We start from the raw sequence: 21,580 nt of genomic DNA on the forward strand, positions 1-21,580 counted from the left end.
AGGTTCCATAGCATGGCGGAAGCGCTTTTGCAGACGACGGTCGTGGGTTCGTATCCCCAGCCGGACTGGCTGGTGAACCGGGACACGCTGAGCAAGGTCGTGCCGCGCACGCGGCTGCGCGAGATCTGGCGCGTGGCCGAGCCCTTCCTGCAGCAGGCCCAGGATGACGCCACGCTCCTGGCGATTCGCGACATGGAACGGGCCGGCCTCGACATCATCACCGACGGCGAGATGCGGCGCGAGAGCTATTCCAACCACTTCGCCACGGCGCTCGAAGGCATCGACGCCGATCGTCCGGCGGAGATCGTGAGCCGAACCGGGCACAGGACGCCGGTGCCCCGGGTGGTCGGCAAGATCAGGCGCGCACGGCCAGTCGAGGTGCGCGACGTGCAGTTCCTGCGCGCCAACACCGGCAAGCCGATCAAGATCACCCTGCCCGGGCCCTTCACCATGGGCCAGCAGGTGAAGGACGAGTTCTATGGCGACGCCGAGGCGATGTGCATGGACTACGCCCGGGCGGTGAACGAGGAAGCGCACGACCTGGTGAAGGCGGGCGCCGACGTGATCCAGCTCGACGAGCCCTGGCTGCGCAACAACCCCGAGGAGGCCAAGCTCTATGCGGTGAAGGCGATCAACCGCGCGCTGCAGGGCCTCACCGTTCCCACCGTGGTCCATCTCTGCTTCGGCTACGCGGCGGTCGTGCCAGGCTCCAGCAAGCCCAGCGGCTATTCCTTCCTGCCGCAGCTCGCCGACACCATCGCCCAGCAGATCTCGATCGAGTCGGCGCAGCCCCGGATCGACCTCGGCGTGCTGAAGGAGCTGGCACCGAAGAAAGTCATGCTGGGCGTCATCGATCTCAATGATCCGGAGATCGAGACGCCGCAGAAGGTGGCCGACCGCATCCGCGCCGGGCTGAAGCATCTGTCGCCCGACAAGCTCCTGCCGGCACCCGATTGCGGCATGAAGTACCTGCCGCGCGCGACAGCCTTCGGCAAGCTCAAGGCGCTGGTGGAAGGCGCCGCCCTGGTCCGCCGCGAGCTCGGCTAGCCATCACGGTCCAGCCACGGTCGTGTCATCCCGAGCGAATGCGAGGGATCCTTGATCGGCGCCGGCCAAAGATCCCTCGCGACGCTCGGGATGACACCATTTTGCGGCAGGCAGCGCAGTCCCATTCTGGAGGGTCGGCTTCGCCGTGACGAACTCCCGTGGCGCGATCTTCAGCGGGCCGTCACGCTGCCATCGGGGTTGGCCGTGACCGTGCGGCTGACACCGTTCCGCGTCGCCTCTCCGACCCACTTGCCGCCCGGCCCGCGGCGCAGATTGTGGATGCCGGCGTAACCCTGCGACTACAGGCGCGCGGCGACGCCGGCCGCGCCGGCATTGGTCGTCTGGCTGGGCGCTGCCGGTGCCTTGGGCATCGTCTGGGCGTCCGCCGTCGAAACGGCGAGAACCAGGATGGCGGCCAGCGCGAAGCGATCCATCGCATCCTCCCCGGTCAGGCTCGACAGGCCGCACCCTCCACTTCCGCCATGGCGATAATTTGGCCGACTCATCGGGCCGAGACGGTGCCGCTGCGATCGACGGTGACCTGGACCTGGGCATTGCCTCGCGTGGCCTGGGCATGCCACAGCCCGTCGCTGCCCTTGGCCACGCCCCGCACATCCCTGTAGCCGTCGCGCTCGATCGCCTTTTTCGCTGTCAAGGCCGCGCCGCTCAGCCGTTCACCGGTCGCGTCTGCCGCGTTCGGCGGCGTCCCGCCTTGCGGCGTGTTGCGCGAAGAGGACGATGTTTGCGCGGTCGCTGTCCCGGCCGCAGCCGCCAGAAGGACGAGGGTCAAGAAGCCACGCTGCATGCCTTGTCTCCGTCGTTCGGTACCGTCCATCCAACGCCCGGCTCGCAGAGCACGTTGCCGCCGCATTCTTTCTTTGCCCCGATTTCGCCACCGGCGTAGCGTGACGCCAAGACAAGCGGGGAAACGCGTGGCATACGACTACATCATCGTCGGCGGGGGTTCCGCTGGCTCGGTCCTGGCCAACCGGCTGTCGTCGCGCAGCGCCAACAAGGTGCTGGTCTGCGAGGCGGGCCAGGACACGCCACCCGGCCAGGAGCCGCCCGAGATCCGCGATTCCTATTCGGGCACGGCCTATTTCGACCCGCGCTTCCACTGGACCGAGCTCAAGGTCCATACCCAGGTCGTGTCGCACAACAATCCGGACGAGAACCGCCCGCCGCTGCGCAAGTACGAGCAGGCACGGGTGCTGGGCGGCGGCTCCTCCATCAATGGTCAGATGGCCAATCGCGGCGCGCCGACCGACTACCAGGAGTGGGTCGAGCGTGGCGCCGAGGGCTGGGGCTGGAACGAGGTCCTGCCCTACTTCAAGAAGGTCGAGCGCGATCTCGATTTCGACGGCCCCTGGCATGGCAAGGACGGCCGCATCCCGGTGCGCCGCATCCCGGTCGAGCACTGGACGAAGTACGCCAGCGCGGTCGGCGAAGCCTGCAAGCTCGCCGGCATGACCTTCCTGCCCGACCAGAACGGCGAGTTCGTCGACGGCTACTTTCCGGTGACCCACTCCAATGCCGAGGAGCAGCGCGTCTCGGCGGCGATGGGCTATCTCGACGCCGGGACCCGCGAGCGCGGCAATCTCACCCTCTCGACCGAGACCCAGGTGAAATCCCTGCTCTTCGAGGGCACGCGCTGCGTCGGTGTCACGGCCCGCGTCGCCGGCAAGGACGTCGAGTTCCGCGGCCGCGAGGTGATCCTGTCCTCGGGCGCCATCCATTCGCCGGCCCACCTCTTGCGGGCGGGCATCGGGCCGGTCGGGCATCTCAAGGACATGGGCATCCCGGTGGTGGCCGCGCTCCCGGGCGTCGGGCAGCGGCTGATGGACCATCCCTCGATCTCCCTCTCCTCCTTCATCCGCCGCGGCGCCCGTGTGAACGCGCACACGCGCCGGCACATCCACCTCGGCATCCGTTATTCGTCGGGCCTGCCCGGCGTGCCCCGGGGCGACATGTTCGTCGCGGTCGTGAACAAGTCGGCCTGGCACGCCGTCGGCGAGCAGATCGCCTCGCTGCTCACCTTCATCAACCGGACCTACTCCGAGACCGGCCAGGTCAAGCTCAATTCGCGCGACTGGCGGGCCGAGCCGACCGTCGAGTTCAATCTCCTGTCGGACAAGCGCGACCTCGATCGCCTGATGATGGGCTTCCGCAAGACGGCGGCGCTGCAAATGAGCGCTCCGCTCAGGGCCGTGACCGACAATCCCTTTCCGGCCTCCTACTCCGACCGCGTGCGCAAGATCGGCGTCGTCAACGCCAGGAACAAGTTCCTGACGAGCGTGGTGGCGCGGTTCCTCGACGGGCCGGCCGCCCTGCGTCGCTACATGATCGAGAAGTTCGTCGTCGAGGGCTTCACCTTCGACCAGGTGATGACGGACGACGACGCACTCGAGGCCTTCGTGCGGAAAGCCGCGATCGGCGTGTGGCACGCCTCCTGCACGTGCCGCATGGGAAGGCCGGACGACCCGATGTCTGTGGTCGACACGCAAGGCCGCGTCAAGGGCGTGCAGGGCCTGCGCGTGGTCGATGCCTCGGTCTTTCCAATCGTGCCCTGCGCCAACACCAATTTCCCGACCCTGATGACGGCCGAGAAGATCTCGGACGCCATCCTCGCGAGCCGGTAGCGAGGCCCTATGTCCGTGGTGCTGGGCAGCGGCGAGCATCGCTATCGCGTGGTCGAGAACTGGGCCCGGCTGCCCGATGGCTGGGAGTTCCGCGACGTCGCCGCGGTCGCGGTGGACAGCAAGGACCGTGTCTATGTCTTCAATCGCGGCGAGCATCCGATGATGGTGTTCGACCGCGAAGGCAACTTCCTGCGCTCATGGGGCGAAGGCTTGTTCGGCCGCGCCCACGGCCTGCACATCGACAGCGACGACCTGCTCTACTGCACCGACGACGGCGATCACACCGTCCGCAAGGTCACGGCCGAGGGCAAGGTTCTGCTGACCATCGGCGTGCCGAACCAGCCCGCGCCCTTCATGAGCGGCCGTCCCTTCAACCGCTGCACGCACACCGCACTCTCGCCCCGGGGCGACATCTACGTCTCCGACGGCTACGGCAACTCCTGCATCCACAAGTATTCTCCCGACGGCAAGCATTTGATGTGCTGGGGCACGACGGGGACGGATCCCGGGGAGTTCAACATCCCGCACAACATCGCCACCGATGCCGACGGCTGGGTCTATGTCGCCGATCGCGAGAACCACCGCGTTCAGGTGTTCGACGGCAACGGCAAGTACGAGGCGCAGTGGAACAACCTCCACCGCCCCTGCGCCCTTTATTGCTGCGGCGGCGCGGCCGACAGGCTGCGCTTCATCGTCGGCGAGCTCGGGCCCGGCATGCCGGTGAACGCGCGTCATCCCAATCTCGGACCGCGGCTCAGCATCGTCGACGGCAAGGGCAGGCTCATTGCCCGGCTGGGTGGACAGGACGGGCCCGGCCAGGAGACCGGCCGCTTCCTGGCCCCGCACGGTCTCGCCGTCGACTCGCACGGCGACATCTATGTCGGCGAGGTGAGCTACACGAACTGGGGCAACACCTTCCCCGGCAGCCCGACACCAAAGTACCTGCGTTCCCTTCAGAAGCTCGAGAAGGTGGCGTGATGCGAAGCGACGATCGGCTGCATCTGATCGGCAGCGTTCCGCTCGCCGACAGCGAGCAGGTCTTTCGCCGGCTGGCGACCGAGCTCGGCCCCCATCTCAGCCGCATGCCCGACGGCGAGACCGGCGAACGCTCGCGCTGGGTCTATTTCCAGCACCAGATGCTGCTCGACCATCCGGCGATGGAGGTCGACCCGACCGTGCCGCCCTACAAGTTCGTCCAATGGGACGGCAAGGTGCTCCGCGAGATCGCGCAGTTGCGCTTCAAGCCCGGCATCGATCCGGACAAGGTCGCTTTCGAGACGGGTTACGACAAGGCGGCCCTCGCCTCGTGGGAGGTGTTCAGGCGTTTGCGCGACGCAGGCGTCATCGCCTCGCGGGTGCGCTTCCAGGTCAGCCTGCCCACGCCGATGGCGAGCGGCTACCTTTACGTCAGTCCTGCCGCCCGCGGGGCCTATTTCGGCGTCTACGAGCGCGCCTTGAAGGCCGCCCTGGCCAACGTCGTGGCCGCCATTCCGGGCAGAGATCTCGCAATCCAATGGGATGTCTGCCAGGAAGTGCTGGTGTTCGAGGACTACTTCGAGAACCGGCCGGCCGGCTACAAGGATCAAATCTTCGACATGCTGGGCCGGCTGGGCGACGCCGTGCCGGCCGACATCGAGATGGGCTATCACCTCTGCTACGGCTCGCCGCGCGACGAGCATCTGGTGCAGCCGAGGGACGCCGCCGTGCTGGTCGAGATGATGAACGGCATTGCCGCGGCCACCAGACGGAAGATCGATTTCTTCCACGTCCCTGTGCCCAAGGGGCGGACCGACGAAGCCTACTATGCGCCGCTCGCGACATGGCGTCCCGCAGCCGGCACCCGACTCTATCTCGGTCTGTTGCACCACGACGACGATGCCGGCGACAGAGCACGCATCGCGATGGCGCGGCGCTTCATCGACGATTTCGGACTCTCGGCCGAATGCGGCTGGGGTCGAACCGAGCCGGGCCGGCTGCCCGGCCTGTTGAGAGGTCATCGCGTAGCGGCGGAGGGATGGTAATGGTCGAGCGTATTCTGGTCGTTGGTCCGAAGGATTGCCTGGCGATGGTTGACGGCCTCGCTCCCAAGGGCTTCGAGATCGTGAAGGCACTGCACAATTCGCCGGAACAGAAGGCGGCCTTGCCGGGCACCAGCTACTTCGTGGGCTTTGTCCAGCAGTACGTCACCCCCCAGCTCTACAGGGATGCGCCCAACCTGAAGCTCGTCCAGATGCTGAGCGCCGGCTACGACAGGGCCGATCTCGATGCGGCGCGCAAGAGCAAGGTCCCGCTCTGCAACAACGGCGGCGCCAACTCCGTCGCCGTCTCCGAGCACGCCCTCCTGCTGATGCTGTCGGTATCGCGCAGGCTCATCACGCAGCACGCGAACGTCACCGCCGGCCGCTGGCACGGCAATTCCCCGCCGACCGTCCACGAGCTGCGCAACAAGGTGCTGGGCATCATCGGCCTCGGCACGATCGGCAAGAAGGTCGCCCGCCTCGCCCTCGCCTTCGGCATGCAGGTCCACTACTACGACATCGCCCGCCTCAGGGAGGAGCAGGAGGACGCACTGGGCGTGCGCTTCCGGCTGCTGCCCGAGATCCTGCGCGGCTCCGACATCATCTCGCTGCACGTGCCGTTGAACGATTCGACCCATCACATGATCGGTGCGCCCGAGCTTGCCGTGATGAAGGAGTCGGCGATCATCGTGAACACCTCGCGCGGGCCGGTGATCGACGAGAAGGCGATGACCGAGGCGCTGTCGGCCGGCCGGCTGTTCGGCGCCGGCCTCGACGTGTTCGACGAGGAGCCGACGCCGGCCGACAACCCCCTGCTGAAGCTCGACAACGTCGTGCTGACGGCGCACCTTGCCGGCCCGACCTTCGAGAGCAACATCACCCGCCTGCGCAACGGCTTCGACAATGTGCAGCGCGTGGCCCGCGGCGAGCCTGCGCTGTGGGTGGTGCCCGAGCTGGCCTGATCGGTCGGCCCGATCGGGCGCCGACCCTGCGCCGCCGATTGGTTCGCATAGACGAACTTTCTGTTCGATCGGCGGCGACGGCGGCCGTCAAAAGACATAGAATAAAACCGTAGTGGTTCGAGTAGTGATTCGCGGCCCTCGTGACCGGCGAAGACTTTTGTCGACCATGATCGGCCGCGGCCCTTCGGACTGTCGTTCCAGGAGGAAAGGCTATGGCCATGCAACAACACATCCGAAATCCGATCGAATGGAGCTGGGATCAGCTGAAGCATACCGGCCGCGCCATGGACGTGGCCGCGCATTCCATGGACGGCGCGTGGGAGGCTCACGACGGGGCACCGCTCGCCGTGCAGCGGATCAAGGCCGGTGATTTGCGTGATGTGCTGCGCAAGGGCTTCGAGGATTTCGGCGCCTACCGCACCGACGTCATCTTTCTCTGCCTCTTCTATCCCATCGTGGGCATCGTGCTGGCGCGCTTCATCGTCGGCAGCGGCATGCTCCAGCTTCTGTTCCCGCTGGTGTCTGGCTTCGCGATCATCGCGCCTTTCTTCGCGGTCGGCCTGTACGAGATGAGCCGTCGGCGCGAGAAGGGCATGGCCAACGGCTGGGCCGACGCCTTCGGCGTGGCGACCTCCCCCGCCCTGGGCCAGATCGTCGTGATGGGCCTCCTGCTCGCGGCGCTGCTGGCGCTCTGGCTGTTCGTTGCTCATTTCATCTATCTGCTGAGCTTCGGGCCCGAGCCGCCCGAATCGATCAACGACTTCGCCAGGGAGGTGTTCACGACCTCGGCGGGCTGGACGATGATCGTCGTCGGCATCGGCGTCGGCTTCCTGTTCGCGCTGGTTGCGGCTGTCATCAGCGTCGTCTCGTTCCCGCTGCTGCTCGACCGCAATGTCGGCGTGCTCACGGCCATCCGGATGTCCGTGCGCGTCGTCGCGGCCAATCCCGGCGTGATGGCCCTGTGGGGCCTGATCATCGCCGGCGGGCTGGTGCTGGGCGCGATCCCGTTGCTGCTGGGGCTTGCTATCGTTCTGCCCGTGTTGGGCCATGCGACCTGGCACCTCTACCGCAAGGTGCTGCCGCGCTGACCTGAAGGGCGCTCCATTCGTCGACGACCCTCGTGCCGGGGGTCGTCGAGAGGGAACACACTCGTTGCCGCAGGACCCGCCCATGAAGGCAGTGTGGACGGCCGTGATCTATTTTGGATCCTTCCTCGCCCTGGGGTTGGCGGCAAAGGTTGCCCTCGGCCGCTGGACCAAACGGCACGACGTCGATCTCGCCGGCATCCAGGCGCAGGCCGGCCCGAACCGCCGGCAGCGCCGCCTCTTCCTGCTGGGCGCCTGGCGGACCGAGGACTAGCGGTTGCCGTCAGGAGCTGGCGATGACTTCCATCGACGAACGGCTTCTCGAAAGCAAGATGACCCAGATCGAGCAGGCTCGGGCCTGGAGTCCTCGCGTCATCTCCAAGTTCGAAACGTTGATTCGGGGCGGCGACGAGGTCAGCGTCTACCGCGCCAACCCCCTGGCCTTCGCCCGCGATCGCGGCGTGGCCGAGCCGGAGTCCATCGACCTCTTTCTTCATGCCGCTCGCGCCGGGCTGGTCGATATGCATTGGGACATTCTCTGTCCCCATTCGGGCCTGGTGCTGGAAAGCTTCGGCAAGCTGCGTGCACTTCGGAGCCACTTCGTCTGCGGACTGTGCGATATCGACGGTCAAACCGAGCTCGACGACTTCATCGAGGTTTCGTTTTCCGTCTCACCGCAAGTCCGGCGCCTGGCCTTGCACGACGTCGACGGCCTCTCGATCGAGGATCTGCACTGGAAGCTGAAATTCGCCGACAGCGGGCGGCTGCCCGGCGGACAAACCCGGTTTGTCGATGTCCTGCGCAGCCTTGTGCGCGGCATGACCTATCTCCCGCCCGGTACCACGACAATGCTGCCGGCCGAGATTGGACCCGGCGCTCTCTCTGGCGTCAACGTCCAGACGCAGGCCGGCTTCATGCTTCCGGTCGTGGACACGACTGCATCCGTACCGATGCCCGACACTCCGACGATCGTCCGCATCGTCTACGACGGACAGCGTTTCATGCCTGCCGTTTCGGCCGTGCCGCCGGGACGTGCGGTCTTCGAGATCGACAACACCGGCCCCAAGCGCGGCGCAGTGCTCCTGACAAACTGGCCACCCGAGATCGTGGCCATGCCGGAGAAGCCGGCGCTCGAATTCGATCCCTACCTCTCCGGCGGAATGCTGCTGACACGGCAGACCTTCCGCAAGCTCTTCCGCTCCGAGCGCGTGGACGAGGAAGAAGGCCTCGGCATCCGGCAGGTGACGTTCCTGTTCACTGACCTGAAAGGCTCGACTGCGCTCTACGAGCGTCTCGGCGATCTCAATGCCTACGCCCTCGTCCGGGAGCATTTCGCCCTGCTCGACGCGGTCGCCCATCGGCATGCCGGTGCTATCGTGAAGACGATCGGCGACGCCGTGATGGCGGCGTTTTCCCGGCCGGTCGATGCCGTAGCGGCGGCGCTCCGCATCCTGCAGGAAATCGACCAGTTCAACCGCGACCACGGCCAGCCTGCCATCATTCTCAAGATGGGTGCCCACAGCGGACCGTCCATCGCCGTGACCCTCAACGAGAATCTCGACTACTTCGGCCAGACCGTAAACATAGCCGCGCGGGTGCAGTCCTTCGCCGATGCCGGCGAAATCTGTCTGACAGAGGCGCTCTACACGGCGTCCGGCGTTCGCGAGCTTCTGGTGGGCCACGATGTCAGGGAGTTCGTCGCGCCGTTGCGCGGCGTCGAGGGAAATGCCGGCGTCTATCGCGTGACTGGCCGATCGTAGCGTCGGCTTCGCCAATCCACCCGAGCCAGGTGTTGGTGCACTTGACCGATGTCTGGGGTCGGTCCCGGCCGCAGCGGCCGACTTTCGCGGGTTCCGACCCCGGCAACGCCCGTCCGTCACAGTCTTGTTCGCGCTTGTGGCCGGTTGGCCACTGGCCTTTGGGCATCCTCGCGCCGATCTTGGCTCGTCGGCGGGTGCCGGGAAGGCCGGTCCCGCGACGTGCGCCGGCGGTCCTGCGTCCATTGGCTGCCGGCGCAACTGTGAGGGCTGCCAGTGCCACCGCGCGTAAACATTGCCGAACGCGTCCTGTTCGACGCGCACATTCGCAAGATCCTGAAAGAGTTCGATTCCTATGCGCGAGCCGAGCGCGCAAAGGGCTGCGACCCGACCGTGGCGCAATTCCATGCGCTGCGCGGCGAGAAACTGCGATTCTCCGCCGACTCGCTGAAGAGGTGGCTGTCGCTTCGCAAACGCTACGGTGAGCGATAGTCCGGCTGCATTGTCGTCCGACCCTGTCGAGCGTCGTTGGCGAGCGCGGACCTCAGGCGCCGGCTTCGCGACGCCAGTCGGGCGGCATTCGCGGCGACCATGGAATCGACGCTTCGCTCGTCGACGCATGTTGCGGGTCGATCCGCTTTGCCAGCCGTTCGACCCCCTCCTGCAGGGCCTTCACCTCCGATCTGGAGGTTCCGATCGCCCGATAGATCCTGTCGAGCCCCAATAGCAGACAGCCCAGGACGAGCAGCCCGAACCCGCCCAGGGCGGCCGTTCCGCTTGTCGCACTTGCCCAGAAGCCAATGGCCATTGCACCGATCCCGAGAAGGATCAGCAATCCACCGACGACACCCATAGTCCAGATTCCTCCCCACTTCCCACCTCGGGAAAATACACCCGTTCTATGCCAAGCGAAAACCGGCAAGCGCGAATCCGATGCGTGTCAGGGAAGCGCATGCCCCAGCACAACAGCATCGATGAGCAGGTGCGGAAAGCCCGCGACTGCCCAAAGTGTCGATCCGGTGGGGATTGCACTGCAATCACAGGTTGGCGCCGAACCTGGAATTGCCGCTCAGCGTGGCGAAGTGCGTTGCAATCGCTCGATCTCCTGCGCGATGCCACGGTCGTCGGGACGCAAGGCGCGCAGCGTCATCAGGTAGTCCAATGCGGCTTTGGTATCTCCGCGGCGAATGGACCAGATCGCTGCCGCGGTCAGCGCCTCGACATCATAGGGATGGCGAGCAAGTACGCGCTCCAGGGTGCTGCGGGCCTCCGCCGGTTGTCCGGCCTGCTCGAGGGCCACGGCATAGACATAGCCGTACCGTGCGGTAGCCGGTTCGAGATCGGTGGCGCGACGCAGTTCTTCAAGAGCAGCATCGCCCCGGCGCTGACGGACCAGGGACAGGCCGAGCTGGAAATGCGCCAGCGCCGACATGGGGTTGCGCCCCAGAGCTTCACGCAGGATCCGCTCGGCCGCCGGCTCGTCGCGGCGTGCCCGGTAGAGGTCGGCGCGCTGGACATAGGCCGGCACGAAGCCGGGATCGACGGCGACGGCGCGCGCCAGATGATCGTCGGCAAGGAGCGTATTGCCGCGACGGATCTCCAGCAGCGCGAGGTTCATGTGCGCCTCCCCCCGGTCCGCGTTGTAGGTCTGGACGGCGATGTATTCGTCGAGCGCGCGCCGGAAGCTCTCGCGATCGCTCTGGGAGAGGCGCAGCTCGGTGGGGCCTGCCAAGGCGCGAGCGGCCTCGATGCGCACCCCGCGCACGGGATCGCGCAGGAGGGGCACGAGCGCCGTCATCCAGGGGCTTGCACCGCCGGCGGCGATGGCCTCGGCGGCGGCGGCGCGCAGCAGCGGATCCGGATCGGACAGGGCTCGGCGAAGATCGATGCCGGCGAGCGGCGGGTCGAGGCCGTTGGACCGCGCAATGGCGCTTGCCCGGACGATCGCGGGTTGCGCACCGTCGTTCGCGATCCGGGCAAGCAGGCCGGCCGCCCCCGGTGCCTCCCGGTCGGCGGCATGGAACGCCTCGGCGAACGTCTGGAAGCCGGACGGCACATGGCCCAGGCGCTTCTCGAGTTCCCGCGCCGCCCAGGCCTTGGGCCTGTCGCTGTGGCAGCCGGCGCAGACGTCGGGCACCCCGAGCGAGTCGGCGAGGTCGGGGCGCGGCACGCGGAAGCTGTGATCGTGCCGCGGATCGACGATCATGTAGGTGACGACCGGCATATGACAGGAGGCGCACTGGCCTGCCTTCGAGGCCGGATCGTGGAAGTGGTGCGCGCGACTGTCGTATTTGGCAGCGGCATGACATTGCTCGCAGACAGCGTTGCCCTCGGCGCGCAGTTTCTGGGTGTGCGGGTCGTGGCAATCGCCGCAGCTCACGCCCTTCGCGAACATGCGGCTTTGCAGGAACGAACCGTAGTTGAAGACCTCGTCCTGCATCTGGCCGTCGACGCGGTAGACGCCGCGATCGAGCAGCGTCGCGTGGAAACCGTCTCCGAAGGGCTGACCGGCATGGTAGGCGTCCGTCAGTTGTGAGCGCCGCGCGTGACAGCGCGCGCAGCTTTCGACCTCGACCGTTCGCCCCTCCCGGGGCACGTCGGGGCGAGTCGCCGGATCGGTGCCCCACACGTCCCGTGAACGCGGCGGAAAGTGCGCCGGCAGCTTGACCTGGGGATTGGCCAAGTGCGCGCTGCCCGGTCCATGGCAGGCCTCGCAGCCCACGCCGGCCTCGCTCCAGGTCGAGCGATAGGCGCCGGCTGCAGCGTCGTAACCCTTGCGGAAGTCGGTGACGTGGCAGTCGATGCACATGAAGTTGGCGGTCTGCTGGATGCCGGTCCAGTGCAGGGGATCGCCGGGCGCGAGCTTCTGCCCCGGGTAGAGGTCGAACCAGCGTTGCCCGCCCGCGGTTGCAGGTCGCGTGTCCCAGGCAATGCCGAAGGCCTGCAGCCGCCCGCCGGACAGTTCGACCAGATATTGCTGCAAGGGATAGAGGCCGAGCGTGAACTTCATCTCGAACTCCCCTGTCTTGCCGTCCGCGCCCGGCGTCTCGATCATGAAACGGCCGTCGCGCTTGCGGAAGGCCGTGACGCGGCCGTCTCTCTCGAAGCGAGCGTCCGCGAAATCACCGAGCACTGTCCTTTCGGTGGCGGGCTGCAGCGCATGGGCGTGCTGCGACGTGCTCCAGGCTTCGCTCTCGCGGCGGTGGCAGGCCGCGCACCGCTGGCTGCCGACAAACGCCGGCGTGCCGTCGCCTGCAGCGGCCGGCGGCCCGCCGGTCTGGGCGCGCAGATGCAGGACGCCCACGCTGGCCACGAAAACCAGGAGCGGCGCAAGCCAGCGACGGAAGTGTCGAGCAGAACCCGTCAAGGGCATCGCACGTACTCCGCGTCGGAGCGGCATCGCAGACCAGCCGCCCCCGCGACCGGCGCCGAACGAGCTCCATCGGGATTACTTTTCCTCACCATTGGTGTCTGCGTGAACCTTCCACATCTGCGGCCGTACGACCTGCGCTACATGCATGAGGCCTGAGCAAGGACAACGACATCCAACCCTTCCAGCTCTTCCTTCGAGAGCGCCGAGGGATCCAGCGGGGCGCCACTTTGAATTGCGGTGTTGGACCTGCGCATGGCGACGATGGCCGGCAGCCGTTTCTCCGGCGGGATATTCGAGGCGATGCACTGACACGTCTTCCGATCGCTCGTCGCCATGCACAGACTCATCAGCTCGTCTTCCGCCCGGGTCTCGGCCGATATGCCAAGCGCCAGGCAAACGAATGTCAACGTGAAGGTCGTGCTGCGCATGACTGCTGCGGCCCTGCCTACGTACGCGGAGGCAGCGTCACTTTGTTGTCTCGCAAGACCTGCTCCAGCACCGGAATCGAGCCCGCCGGGTTCTTCTCGCAGCCTGCCATGGCTTCCGGAACCGGGCCCGATGATACGTTGGATCCTATTTCCTTTCGGTAGACGTCGCTCAGCGCCTTGCAATAGGAAACATCGTCGGCGAACGCCGCAAAGGGCAGCAGGATCGAAGCGGCAGTAGCTGCCGCAATCAGAGTCTTCATGCTCGATCTCCTTGGTCGAGGTGGCAGGAAACGCTTATCCAACGCATGCCTCTTCGCTTTCGCCCGCTCACTCGCTCGCCTTCTTCTCGAGTCGCGCGGCCTCCAGCTTCTTGATGTCCTCGGGCGAGAGCTTCGGCCGATCGAGCGTCAGCGTGACCCTGTCGATCTTGCCGTTGAACACGAACGGCACCTGGTAGTCTGCGTCGTTCACCGGCGTGCCGGTGTCCGAGCCGATGTCGAGGCTTTCGTCCCACTGCAGGATGAAGGGGATCGTATGCTCCATCTTCTGCTCGGCGACCGCCTTGCCATCGACCTTGAGCACGCCGGTGCCGCCCTGTCCGATGCCGGCAAAGCTGCCGAACATCATCGTGCCGGGGCCCATGCCCGCGTACCTGAAGTCGAACTCCAACATGTGCTTGCCGGGCGTCAGCTCGGGGCCCTCCCAGCGCACGCGCCTGAGGTCGACCAGGTTCCAGGTGAAGACCGGCTTGTTCTTCACCACATAGAAGCCGTAGCCGGCGAAGCGGCCGCCCTGCGTGACGATCATGCCTTCGCCGCCGCCGTCGGGAATCTCGACCTCGGCCTTGAAGGTGTACGAAGTGTTGAGCAGGCTCGGCGCGTCGCCGTTCGGCACGCCCGTGATCGGCCGGGTCCAGGTGAATGCCGTGCGGCCCGCGCTGAGACTGGGCCGGGGTGTGATGAGCCGTTCCACGACCGTGTTGTCGAGCGGCCTGACCTGGTACCTGTCGGCCTCCTTCCGGAACAGCGCCTGCAATTCCTTGAGCTTGCCCGGATTCTTCGCCGCCACGTCCTCGTATTGCGTCCAGTCGTTCTCGAGCTCGTAGAGCTCCCACGGATAGTCGAGCACATCGCCGGTATTGGCGGCGGTCACCCACGGCGGTCTCATGACCTTGGTGCTGGCGATCCAGCCGTCGTGGTAGAGGGCGCGGTCGCCGAACATCTCGAAATACTGGGTCTGGTGCGTGGAGGGCGCGCTCGCGTTCCTGGCGTCGAACGTGTACATCATGCTGACACCCTCGATCGGGCTTTGCTCGATGCCGTCGACGATGGTCGGTTGCCTGATGTGCGTGGCCTCCAGGATCGTCGGCACGATGTCGATCACATGGTGGAACTGGTTGCGGATGCCGCCCTTGTCCTCGATCACCTTGGGCCAGGAGATCGCCATGCCCTGGCGGGTGCCGCCGAAATGCGAGGCGACCTGCTTGGTCCAGGAGAATGGCGTGTCGAATGCCCACGCCCAGCCGATCGACATGTGGTTGTAGGTCTTGTCGGTTCCCCACACGTCGTAGAAGTACTTGAGCTGATCCTCGACGCTCGGGTTGATCTGATTGAACATCGCGACTTCGTTCGGCGTGCCGTTGGGCTGGCCCTCGGCGCTCGTGCCGTTGTCGCCGTTGATGTAGATGATGAGCGTGTTGTCGAGCTCGCCGAGGTCCTCGACCGCCTGGATGACGCGACCGATCTCGTGGTCGGCATAGGCCGTGTAGGCGGCGAACACGTCGGCCTGGCGGATGAAGAGCTTCTTCTCGTCGGCCGAGAGCAGGTCCCATTCCTTGATGAGGTCCTTCGGCCATGGCGTCAGCCTCGCATTGGCCGGTATGACGCCCAGCCGCTTCTGGTTCTCGAAGATCTTCTCGCGCAGCTTGTTCCAGCCCTCGTCGAAGAGATGCATGGCGCTGATCTTGTCGACCCATTCCTTGGTCGGGTGATGCGGTGCGTGGGTGGCGCCGGGCACGAAGTAGACAAAGAACGGCTGCTCGGGCGACAGCGCCTTCATGCGGTTCATGTACTCGATCGCCTCGTCGCTCATGGCCGTCATCAGGTTCCAGCCCGGGTGTCCCACATAGGGATAGATCGGTGTCGTGTTGCGGACGAGGTTGCCCGGCTCCCACTGGTTGGTGTCACCGCCCATGAAGCCGTAGAAATATTCGAAACCCATGCCGGTCGGCCATTGGTCGAACGGGCCTGCCTGGCTCGCTTGGTATTCCGGCGTGTTGTGGTTCTTGCCGAACCACGACGTGTGATAGCCGTTGTCGGTGAGGATGCGGCCGATCGTGGCCTTGTCCCTGGTGATGACGCTGTCGTAGCCGGGATAGCCAGTCGCCTGCTCGGAGATGACGCCGAAGCCCACGGAATGGTGGTTGCGGCCGGTGATGAGGGCGGCGCGCGTGGGCGAGCAAAGCGCGGTCGAATGGAAGTTCGTGTAGCGCAGACCCTGGTTGGCGATGCGGTCCAGCGCCGGCGTGGGAATGACGCCGCCGAAAGTGCTGGGCACGCCATAACCCGAATCATCCGTCATGATCAGCAGGACGTTGGGGGCCCCCTTGGGCGGCACGACGCGCGGCGGCCAATAGGGCTTCGACTGCGGCGCCGTCTCATTGATGACGCCGCCGAACTTTGGCGGCGGAGGCGGAAGCTGCGAGCCGTCGATGGTCATGGTGGCGTCGGGCGCACCCGGCGTTCCGTTGATCTGCTGGGCCTGGCCCGCCGGCGTGCCGGCGAGAAGGAAAGCAGCGGAGACGGCCGGTGCGATGAGTCGGGCGATCCAGGGTTGGAATGTCGGCATTGCAGGACCTCCGAAGAGCCAGGCCGCTTGTGCACCTCTCCACCACAGCCGGCCGATTGAGCCAGGTCGAATTGCACGCGTAGGCAGAACGCACTCGCAGCTAGAATCGGAAACTGGCGCCGATGATCGGGCCATAAAGCGTCTCGTTGATGCCGACGGCGTCGGGCCCGCCGCCCGAGCCGTAGTTCACGCCGAGGGCGCGAAAGCCGATGGTGGCGCCGACCTGGTAGCCGCTGGCCTGCCAGAGGTAGGTGTAGGCGGCGACCGCCTGCCAGGAGAACCGGCTGCCCGCCAGGCCGAAGCCGCCGATATCGGCGCGGGCCCACAGTTCCTGATGTGGCGTGAACTGGTGCCGGACGCGGAAGCCGATCACGGGATCGACCCACTGGATCGCATCGGAGCGCGCGATCGCGAGACCGAAGGAGCGCTCGAGGTGGAGGCGCGAGAAGTCCACGTTCGAGGTGACATCGAACGAGGCGTCGATCGAGTTGTTCCAGTAGCGGAAGCCGCCCAGCGCATCGACGGCGGTGAACGAGCCTTCGGAACCCGGCCAGCGATGGACCTCGTAAACGCCGCCCACCTCGACAATGAACATCTGGTACGTGAGGGCCGCATTGGCCGTGGTGGTGATCTTGAGTCCGCCGATCGGGTTGCGATAGCTGGTCTGGCCGGCGCTGAAGCCCAGTCTGGAAAAGACGAAATCGGTGTAGATGCCGGCCTTGCCCTTGTTGGCCTCGAAATAGGCCATCAAGCCCACGAGCGAATCGCTCTTCTGCACGAGATCGATGAAACTCGCGTTGGTGTCGATCGTCTGGCCGCGCGCCGTGACATTGCCGCTGACACCCATCAGCCAGGCATAGGGGGTGACGGTGAACCGCCACGGCTCGGGATCGGCCGGGATCTTCTGCTCGAGCTGCGCGATTTCTGCCGGCCCGGCGAGCCGATCGTCGTCGGCCGCCGATGCGGCGTTGCCAGCCAGCGCCCCCAGGAAGGCCAGAATGGCGCCGGAAGATGCAAGCTTTCGAGCCGCGTACACTCGCATTCGCACCCCCTACCCACACTTCGTGCCGATGGAGCCCGAACCATTTGCACGGCTTGTCGGGACGCTGAATGATCCAGATCAACCCAGGCGGACCGCGAACATCAAGCAATGGGCTCGCTTGCGGTCTGCCGCAGTGCCCCCCGACGCGCAAAGGCTAACGGAGCACGCGCCCTTCCGCTTGACCTTTTTGCGACAAAATGCATGCCATTCGCCGGCGACAGGGTGCGGATCATGCGCGCCGGGGGCCCGCAATGGCTACGCAAGGGCTCAGTGGGGAAAGGCTACGTAACGTTCCACCTCTACCGCCAGGCGATCACCACCCGCCGACTGTTCTCGCTTGAACGCGAAGAACCGACGGCCTGCAGCTGCAGCCGGTCGGCAGGAATGCCGCGCGCGATCAGAGCCTCCTTCGTCGCCAGCGCACGTCGCCCCGACAGCACGAGGTTCGCGTACTCGCCGCCGCTGTTGTCGGCATAGCCGGTAATGACGAACGTCCCTATCGGGTCGCTCTCCCGATAGAGACGCGCTGCCTGATCCAGCGTCTGGCGCGCCGCGTCGCTAAGCGTGCTGCTGCCGCTATCGAAGAAAAGCTGAACGTCGTTTGGCGGTGCGGCAAGAGAAGCCTGCTCCGGCGGGCGATGCGAGCAAGCCGTCAGGACGAGGACGCCGATCGCCGAAATCGTGAGGAGCCGATAGCCAGATAAAGACCGGTTGGAGCGGTTCATGACTGGTCCTATTGGTGCCAGGCGCCCAGGTCCCACCTATTCCAAAATTTGCCCTCACGAGCACAGTGTGAAAGTTGTGGCCGGTCTCCACTCTGCTTGCTCACCCGCGAAGGACGGCTCCATATTTTTGTTGGCGCACGGGGTTGGGGGCCCGATGTTGGACTGTTTCCGACGGTGGCAACTTGCCCTGCTGCTCTTCGGCCTGACCGCCAGCATGGCGGTGCCTGCCCGCGCAGACTCACCTTTGACAGCCCGAGGACTGGCCGCCTACTCGGCCGGCCGATACACGGAGGCATTGGACGACTGGCAGCGCGCAGCGCAGGCCGGGGATGGGCAGGCCGCGCTGTATGCCGGATTGCTGAACGATCTCGGACGCGGCGTGCCGCGAGACCTGAACGCGGCACGGACATGGTACGAACGCGCGGCGGCGCTGGGCAATTCGACTGCGATGTTCAATATCGGCGTCCTCTACGATTCCGGCATCGGCGTGCCCTGCGATCGCGTCGTCGCCGCCGATTGGTATCGGAAAGCTGCCGCCCACGGAGTCGGGCGTGCCGCCTATGCGCTTGGGCTCATGTACGAGGCCGGTGACGGCGTGCCTCACGATCGATCGCAAGCGACGCGGTATTTCCGGCTGGCGCTGGCGAGCGGTATCACGGCCGCACGTCCCCACCTTGGATCGCTCGGCAATTCGAGCGAAAGGGTCGGCAACGACAAGGTCGCCGACAGAGAACCGCCGAAAGACGGCGCGGTCGAGGACTTCAACCGCGCGCAGGAGCTGTTGCTCGAGAGCACGCCCGAGGCGCTGTCAGCGGCGATCGCCTTGCTTCGACAGGCGGCGGACAAAGGCGACCCGGCGGCTGCATACAATCTCGGCTATTGCTACGAGAACGGCATCGGCACCGAGGTCGATCGGCAGCAGGCGTTTACCTGGTACAAGCGCGCGGCCCGATCGCCGACATTCACGGTACGGCACGCGGCCCTGGCGGCCATGGAAAAACTCGCCGCTGGCTCGGGTCCGTCCGAGCTGCAGGAATCACAGTCGGCGGTGGCGACGTCCGGGCCGGTGCCATGATCGGATGCCTTCGGGCATTCTTGCGTGATCCTCTGTCCGCGGCTTGATCTGGGTCAAAGCGGACGACAGCCACCGCGATCAACCTTTTTTCTTTAACGGGGGCTCCGCGCGGCGCCTCGAGGATGGGAGGTAAGGGTCATGACGACGCTCCAGGATCTCCGGCGGACGGTCTCTCGCTTCGTCGAAGGAAGTCGCAAGCGCAGGCAGCTGCAACGCGAACTCGAGCAACTCGAAGCCATGGGCTCTCTCGATGCCGTTCTGGCGGATGCCGGGCTCGTGCGCTCGCAGATTGGGCCTCTGATGGCCGGCTGTGCCGGTTCCAGGGAACTGCTGGACCAAATGCTCGCCCGGCTCGGTATCGATGCCGCTCGGCTGCCGGTCGAATGCCTGCGCGATATGACGTGGACCTGCACGACGTGCCCCGACAAGCGTCGGTGCCGGGAATGGCTGTCCGGCAGCGAGGGAACGGAATTCCACAGCTTCTGCCCGAATGCCGGGCAACTCGACAATGCCTTGCTGGAGCAGCGCCCGGTCCACGCATAGCGCCGGATACGATCGCACTTGTCGCTTTGGAAGAAAGGACCCGGCGTCGCCTCGGCCAACTAAAGCAGCATGCCGGTGCCGAGCAATGCGCGCGCCTCGCGCCGGCTTGCCTCGACGCGCATTCGTCTGAGGTCATCGGCAGTGGGGTAGCAGGTACTGTCGCTCGGGCCGTCGGCGGTCCGCGGGCTGCGATGCCGCCACGCAGCCAGCACCGCGCTTGCGCGCCGCGTCAACCGGGCCATCCACGAGCCTGCACGGTCTGGCAGGAGCGGTGAGGAGCGGAGCGCCGGGTGCGCCAGCAGGTCGAACAGAGCGACGTTGGGGCAGAAGCGGCGATAGGCGTTCAGCCGAGCGGCGCCGTCGAGCCAGCGGCCGCAGTCGAGCGCACGCGTACAGGTCATGCAGGTCGCTTCGGCCTCGCGCGCGAAGAGACCGACCATTGAGCCATTCCAGTCCTGAACGCCGACCCGCCGGACCGCCTTCTCGAGCAGTTCGAGACGCTCGACCATCGGCGCCAGGACGTGCGTGCCCATCCCACGGATGCTGTCGCGCCGAAGGATGTGCTCGAGGTTGGCGATGCGCGCGCGCAGTCGACCCGCGAGCGCTTGCCCGGCTTCTGGTCGAACGGCACGGCCGTTGATCGTTTCGATGGAGGCCATAAGTCTGTTCCCTGACAACATCCAACCCGTCCTGCCGGACGCAGCATTGACCTGGATCAAGACGACGATGGTTCCGCTGGTGCCTCATGCATTTTTTGCGGAGACGACTGCCATGAACGATACGAGGGGATTGCCATACCGGCTTCGGCTGCCCGGCCCGACGACTGTCCCGGAGCGCGTCCGTCAAGCGATCGCCGGCCTCGTGATCGATCATCACGGTCCGGAGAGTTCCATGCCTTGGTTGGCGAGATCCAGCGCCGGATCCGTCCGATTTTCGGTACCCGCGGCAAGGTGCTGGCGTTTGCCGGCTCCGGCACAGCCGCCATGGAAGCCGCACTCGCCAACGTCGCACCGCCGGGGGCGCCCGTGCTGGTGGCGGCGAGCGGCCAGTTCGGCGTGCGCTTCGGCCAGATCGCCCAAGCGCTCGGCTGTGCAGTCGATATGCTCGAGGTCGAATGGGGCACGGCGCCCGATCCGGCGGTCATCCGGCGACGGCTCGACCGCCGCGACTACACCGCCTTGTGCGTCACCCACAACGAGACCTCGACCGGCGTGATGGCCGATCTGCCGGCGATCGGCCAACTGACGAAGGATCGTCCGACCTTGTTGCTCGTCGATTCGGTGAGCGGCCTCGCCGGCTTGCCGGTCGAGCAGGATCGCTGGCATCTGGATCTCGTGATCGGCGCGTCGCAGAAGGCGTTCATGTGCCCGCCCGGCCTCGGCCTGGTCGGCGTCAGCGCCAAGGCCTGGGCGGTCATCGAGCGTGGCCATGGCGGGCGCTTCTTCTGGGATTTCCGCAAGGCAGGCGCCGCGCTCGACAAGATGGAGAGCGCGTTCACCCCGCCCGTGTCGCTGCTGGCCGGACTCGCCGAAGCTTGCGCATGATCGACGAGGAGGGTTTCGCCAACGTGCTTGCCCGCCATCGCCGCCTGGCCGCGGGACTGCGCGCGGGCTTGGCGGCGCTCGATCTGGCGCTGTTCGCGCGCGAAGCGCTTTCCGACACCGCGACGGCAATACGCGTGCCCGAGCGGATCGACGGCGGAGCCATCATCCGGAGGCTCTATGAGGGCTACCGGACCGTCGTTGCCGGCTCGCGCACCCATCTGGCGGGCAAGCTGATCCGGCTCGGCACGATGGGCTACGTGAGCGAGAGCGACATCCTGACGGACCTCTACTACATCGAGCGCGCACTGGACGACCTCGGGCACACATCCCGAAAGGGCGCGGGTGTCGCGGCGGCTGCGGCGTTGTTCGCGCGGCCGAGACAGACGACCAGGGCGGCCGCTTGATGGGCGCAAGGCGGGCGGTCGGCCCGTCTCGGACCAATCACGGTTGATTCATATCAAGGCCGCGGCCAGCGCGGTGCGCGAGGTAGCTCAA

At 66.2% G+C, this 21,580-nt stretch carries 23 protein-coding genes; 13 read left to right on the forward strand and 10 right to left on the reverse strand.

Annotated features, from left to right (window positions below; genetic code table 11):
- Positions 1-12 precede the first annotated feature (12 nt).
- Entirely contained in the window at positions 13-1,047 is a 1,035-nt protein-coding gene (locus tag OJF58_RS24980) for a 5-methyltetrahydropteroyltriglutamate--homocysteine methyltransferase (protein WP_300780575.1), read from the forward strand.
- A gap of 299 nt (positions 1,048-1,346) precedes the next feature.
- Here the strand turns inward: OJF58_RS24980 and OJF58_RS24985 are convergent, their stop codons facing one another.
- Both OJF58_RS24985 and OJF58_RS24990 read right to left on the reverse strand, forming a co-directional pair.
- Positions 1,347-1,481, reverse strand: a complete 135-nt coding sequence (locus tag OJF58_RS24985) for a hypothetical protein (RefSeq protein ID WP_300780576.1) — start codon at positions 1,479-1,481, stop codon at positions 1,347-1,349.
- Positions 1,482-1,549: 68 nt separating this feature from the next.
- Positions 1,550-1,852 (reverse strand): hypothetical protein, encoded by a 303-nt coding sequence (locus tag OJF58_RS24990; RefSeq protein WP_300780577.1) that lies wholly within the window; start codon positions 1,850-1,852, stop codon positions 1,550-1,552.
- Between the two features lie 127 nt (positions 1,853-1,979).
- On the opposite strand from OJF58_RS24990, the gene OJF58_RS24995 reads away from it, so the two are divergent.
- The 8 genes from OJF58_RS24995 to OJF58_RS25030 all read left to right on the forward strand — a co-directional run bounded on the left by OJF58_RS24995 (position 1,980) and on the right by OJF58_RS25030 (position 10,000).
- Positions 1,980-3,686 (forward strand): GMC oxidoreductase, encoded by a 1,707-nt coding sequence (locus OJF58_RS24995; protein ID WP_300780578.1) that lies wholly within the window; start codon positions 1,980-1,982, stop codon positions 3,684-3,686.
- Between the two features lie 9 nt (positions 3,687-3,695).
- The gene (locus tag OJF58_RS25000) at positions 3,696-4,664 is read left to right on the forward strand and encodes a peptidyl-alpha-hydroxyglycine alpha-amidating lyase family protein (RefSeq protein WP_300780579.1); all 969 of its coding nucleotides are present in this window, start codon (positions 3,696-3,698) and stop codon (positions 4,662-4,664) included.
- A complete protein-coding gene (locus OJF58_RS25005) occupies positions 4,664-5,707 on the forward strand; it encodes a hypothetical protein (protein ID WP_300780580.1) in 1,044 nt (347 codons plus the stop codon). The genes OJF58_RS25000 and OJF58_RS25005 overlap by 1 nt, the downstream gene beginning before the upstream one ends.
- On the forward strand, positions 5,707-6,666 hold the full coding sequence (locus OJF58_RS25010) for a 2-hydroxyacid dehydrogenase (protein ID WP_300780581.1): 960 nt from the start codon (positions 5,707-5,709) through the stop codon (positions 6,664-6,666). Before OJF58_RS25005 ends, OJF58_RS25010 begins: the two co-directional genes overlap by 1 nt.
- Before the next feature lie 305 nt (positions 6,667-6,971).
- Positions 6,972-7,754, forward strand: a complete 783-nt coding sequence (locus OJF58_RS25015) for a DUF2189 domain-containing protein (protein ID WP_300785398.1) — start codon at positions 6,972-6,974, stop codon at positions 7,752-7,754.
- An 82-nt stretch (positions 7,755-7,836) separates the two neighbouring features.
- Positions 7,837-8,025, forward strand: a complete 189-nt coding sequence (locus OJF58_RS25020) for a hypothetical protein (protein WP_300780582.1) — start codon at positions 7,837-7,839, stop codon at positions 8,023-8,025.
- Positions 8,026-8,047: 22 nt separating this feature from the next.
- Positions 8,048-9,511, forward strand: a complete 1,464-nt coding sequence (locus tag OJF58_RS25025) for an adenylate/guanylate cyclase domain-containing protein (protein ID WP_300780583.1) — start codon at positions 8,048-8,050, stop codon at positions 9,509-9,511.
- A 273-nt stretch (positions 9,512-9,784) separates the two neighbouring features.
- Positions 9,785-10,000 (forward strand): hypothetical protein, encoded by a 216-nt coding sequence (locus tag OJF58_RS25030; RefSeq protein WP_300780584.1) that lies wholly within the window; start codon positions 9,785-9,787, stop codon positions 9,998-10,000.
- Positions 10,001-10,052: 52 nt separating this feature from the next.
- Here the strand turns inward: OJF58_RS25030 and OJF58_RS25035 are convergent, their stop codons facing one another.
- The 7 genes from OJF58_RS25035 to OJF58_RS25065 all read right to left on the reverse strand — a co-directional run bounded on the left by OJF58_RS25035 (position 10,053) and on the right by OJF58_RS25065 (position 17,923).
- On the reverse strand, positions 10,053-10,361 hold the full coding sequence (locus OJF58_RS25035) for a hypothetical protein (RefSeq protein ID WP_300780585.1): 309 nt from the start codon (positions 10,359-10,361) through the stop codon (positions 10,053-10,055).
- A 216-nt stretch (positions 10,362-10,577) separates the two neighbouring features.
- Positions 10,578-12,881: a tetratricopeptide repeat protein gene (locus tag OJF58_RS25040; protein WP_300780586.1), complete on the reverse strand. Its 2,304-nt coding sequence runs from the start codon at positions 12,879-12,881 to the stop codon at positions 10,578-10,580.
- 137 nt (positions 12,882-13,018) lie between these two features.
- A complete protein-coding gene (locus tag OJF58_RS25045) occupies positions 13,019-13,309 on the reverse strand; it encodes a hypothetical protein (protein ID WP_300780587.1) in 291 nt (96 codons plus the stop codon).
- A gap of 17 nt (positions 13,310-13,326) precedes the next feature.
- Positions 13,327-13,569 (reverse strand): hypothetical protein, encoded by a 243-nt coding sequence (locus OJF58_RS25050; protein ID WP_300780588.1) that lies wholly within the window; start codon positions 13,567-13,569, stop codon positions 13,327-13,329.
- Positions 13,570-13,636: 67 nt separating this feature from the next.
- Positions 13,637-16,156 (reverse strand): arylsulfatase, encoded by a 2,520-nt coding sequence (locus tag OJF58_RS25055; protein ID WP_300780589.1) that lies wholly within the window; start codon positions 16,154-16,156, stop codon positions 13,637-13,639.
- Between the two features lie 100 nt (positions 16,157-16,256).
- The gene (locus tag OJF58_RS25060) at positions 16,257-17,198 is read right to left on the reverse strand and encodes a hypothetical protein (RefSeq protein WP_300780590.1); all 942 of its coding nucleotides are present in this window, start codon (positions 17,196-17,198) and stop codon (positions 16,257-16,259) included.
- Positions 17,199-17,497: 299 nt separating this feature from the next.
- On the reverse strand, positions 17,498-17,923 hold the full coding sequence (locus tag OJF58_RS25065; protein WP_300780591.1) for an OmpA family protein: 426 nt from the start codon (positions 17,921-17,923) through the stop codon (positions 17,498-17,500).
- A 67-nt stretch (positions 17,924-17,990) separates the two neighbouring features.
- Between OJF58_RS25065 and OJF58_RS25070 the strand changes: the two genes are divergently transcribed.
- Together OJF58_RS25070 and OJF58_RS25075 are read left to right on the forward strand one after the other, a co-directional pair.
- Positions 17,991-18,998, forward strand: coding sequence for a tetratricopeptide repeat protein (locus OJF58_RS25070; protein ID WP_300780592.1), 1,008 nt, complete (start codon positions 17,991-17,993; stop codon positions 18,996-18,998).
- Positions 18,999-19,136: 138 nt separating this feature from the next.
- Positions 19,137-19,541 carry a DUF6455 family protein gene (locus OJF58_RS25075; protein ID WP_300780593.1) on the forward strand — a complete coding sequence of 135 codons (405 nt, stop codon included), beginning with the start codon at positions 19,137-19,139 and terminating at the stop codon, positions 19,539-19,541.
- A 59-nt stretch (positions 19,542-19,600) separates the two neighbouring features.
- On the opposite strand, the gene OJF58_RS25080 is transcribed toward OJF58_RS25075, so the two are convergent.
- Positions 19,601-20,200, reverse strand: coding sequence for a hypothetical protein (locus tag OJF58_RS25080; protein WP_300780594.1), 600 nt, complete (start codon positions 20,198-20,200; stop codon positions 19,601-19,603).
- A 135-nt stretch (positions 20,201-20,335) separates the two neighbouring features.
- On the opposite strand from OJF58_RS25080, the gene OJF58_RS25085 reads away from it, so the two are divergent.
- Both OJF58_RS25085 and OJF58_RS25090 read left to right on the forward strand, forming a co-directional pair.
- Positions 20,336-21,085: an aminotransferase class V-fold PLP-dependent enzyme gene (locus tag OJF58_RS25085; RefSeq protein ID WP_300785400.1), complete on the forward strand. Its 750-nt coding sequence runs from the start codon at positions 20,336-20,338 to the stop codon at positions 21,083-21,085.
- On the forward strand, positions 21,082-21,489 hold the full coding sequence (locus OJF58_RS25090) for a hypothetical protein (RefSeq protein ID WP_300780595.1): 408 nt from the start codon (positions 21,082-21,084) through the stop codon (positions 21,487-21,489). The genes OJF58_RS25085 and OJF58_RS25090 overlap by 4 nt, the downstream gene beginning before the upstream one ends.
- The last annotated feature ends 91 nt before the right edge of the window (positions 21,490-21,580 follow it).

The organism is Enhydrobacter sp. (assembly GCF_030246845.1).
In the GTDB taxonomy this organism is placed as follows: domain Bacteria; phylum Pseudomonadota; class Alphaproteobacteria; order Reyranellales; family Reyranellaceae; genus Reyranella.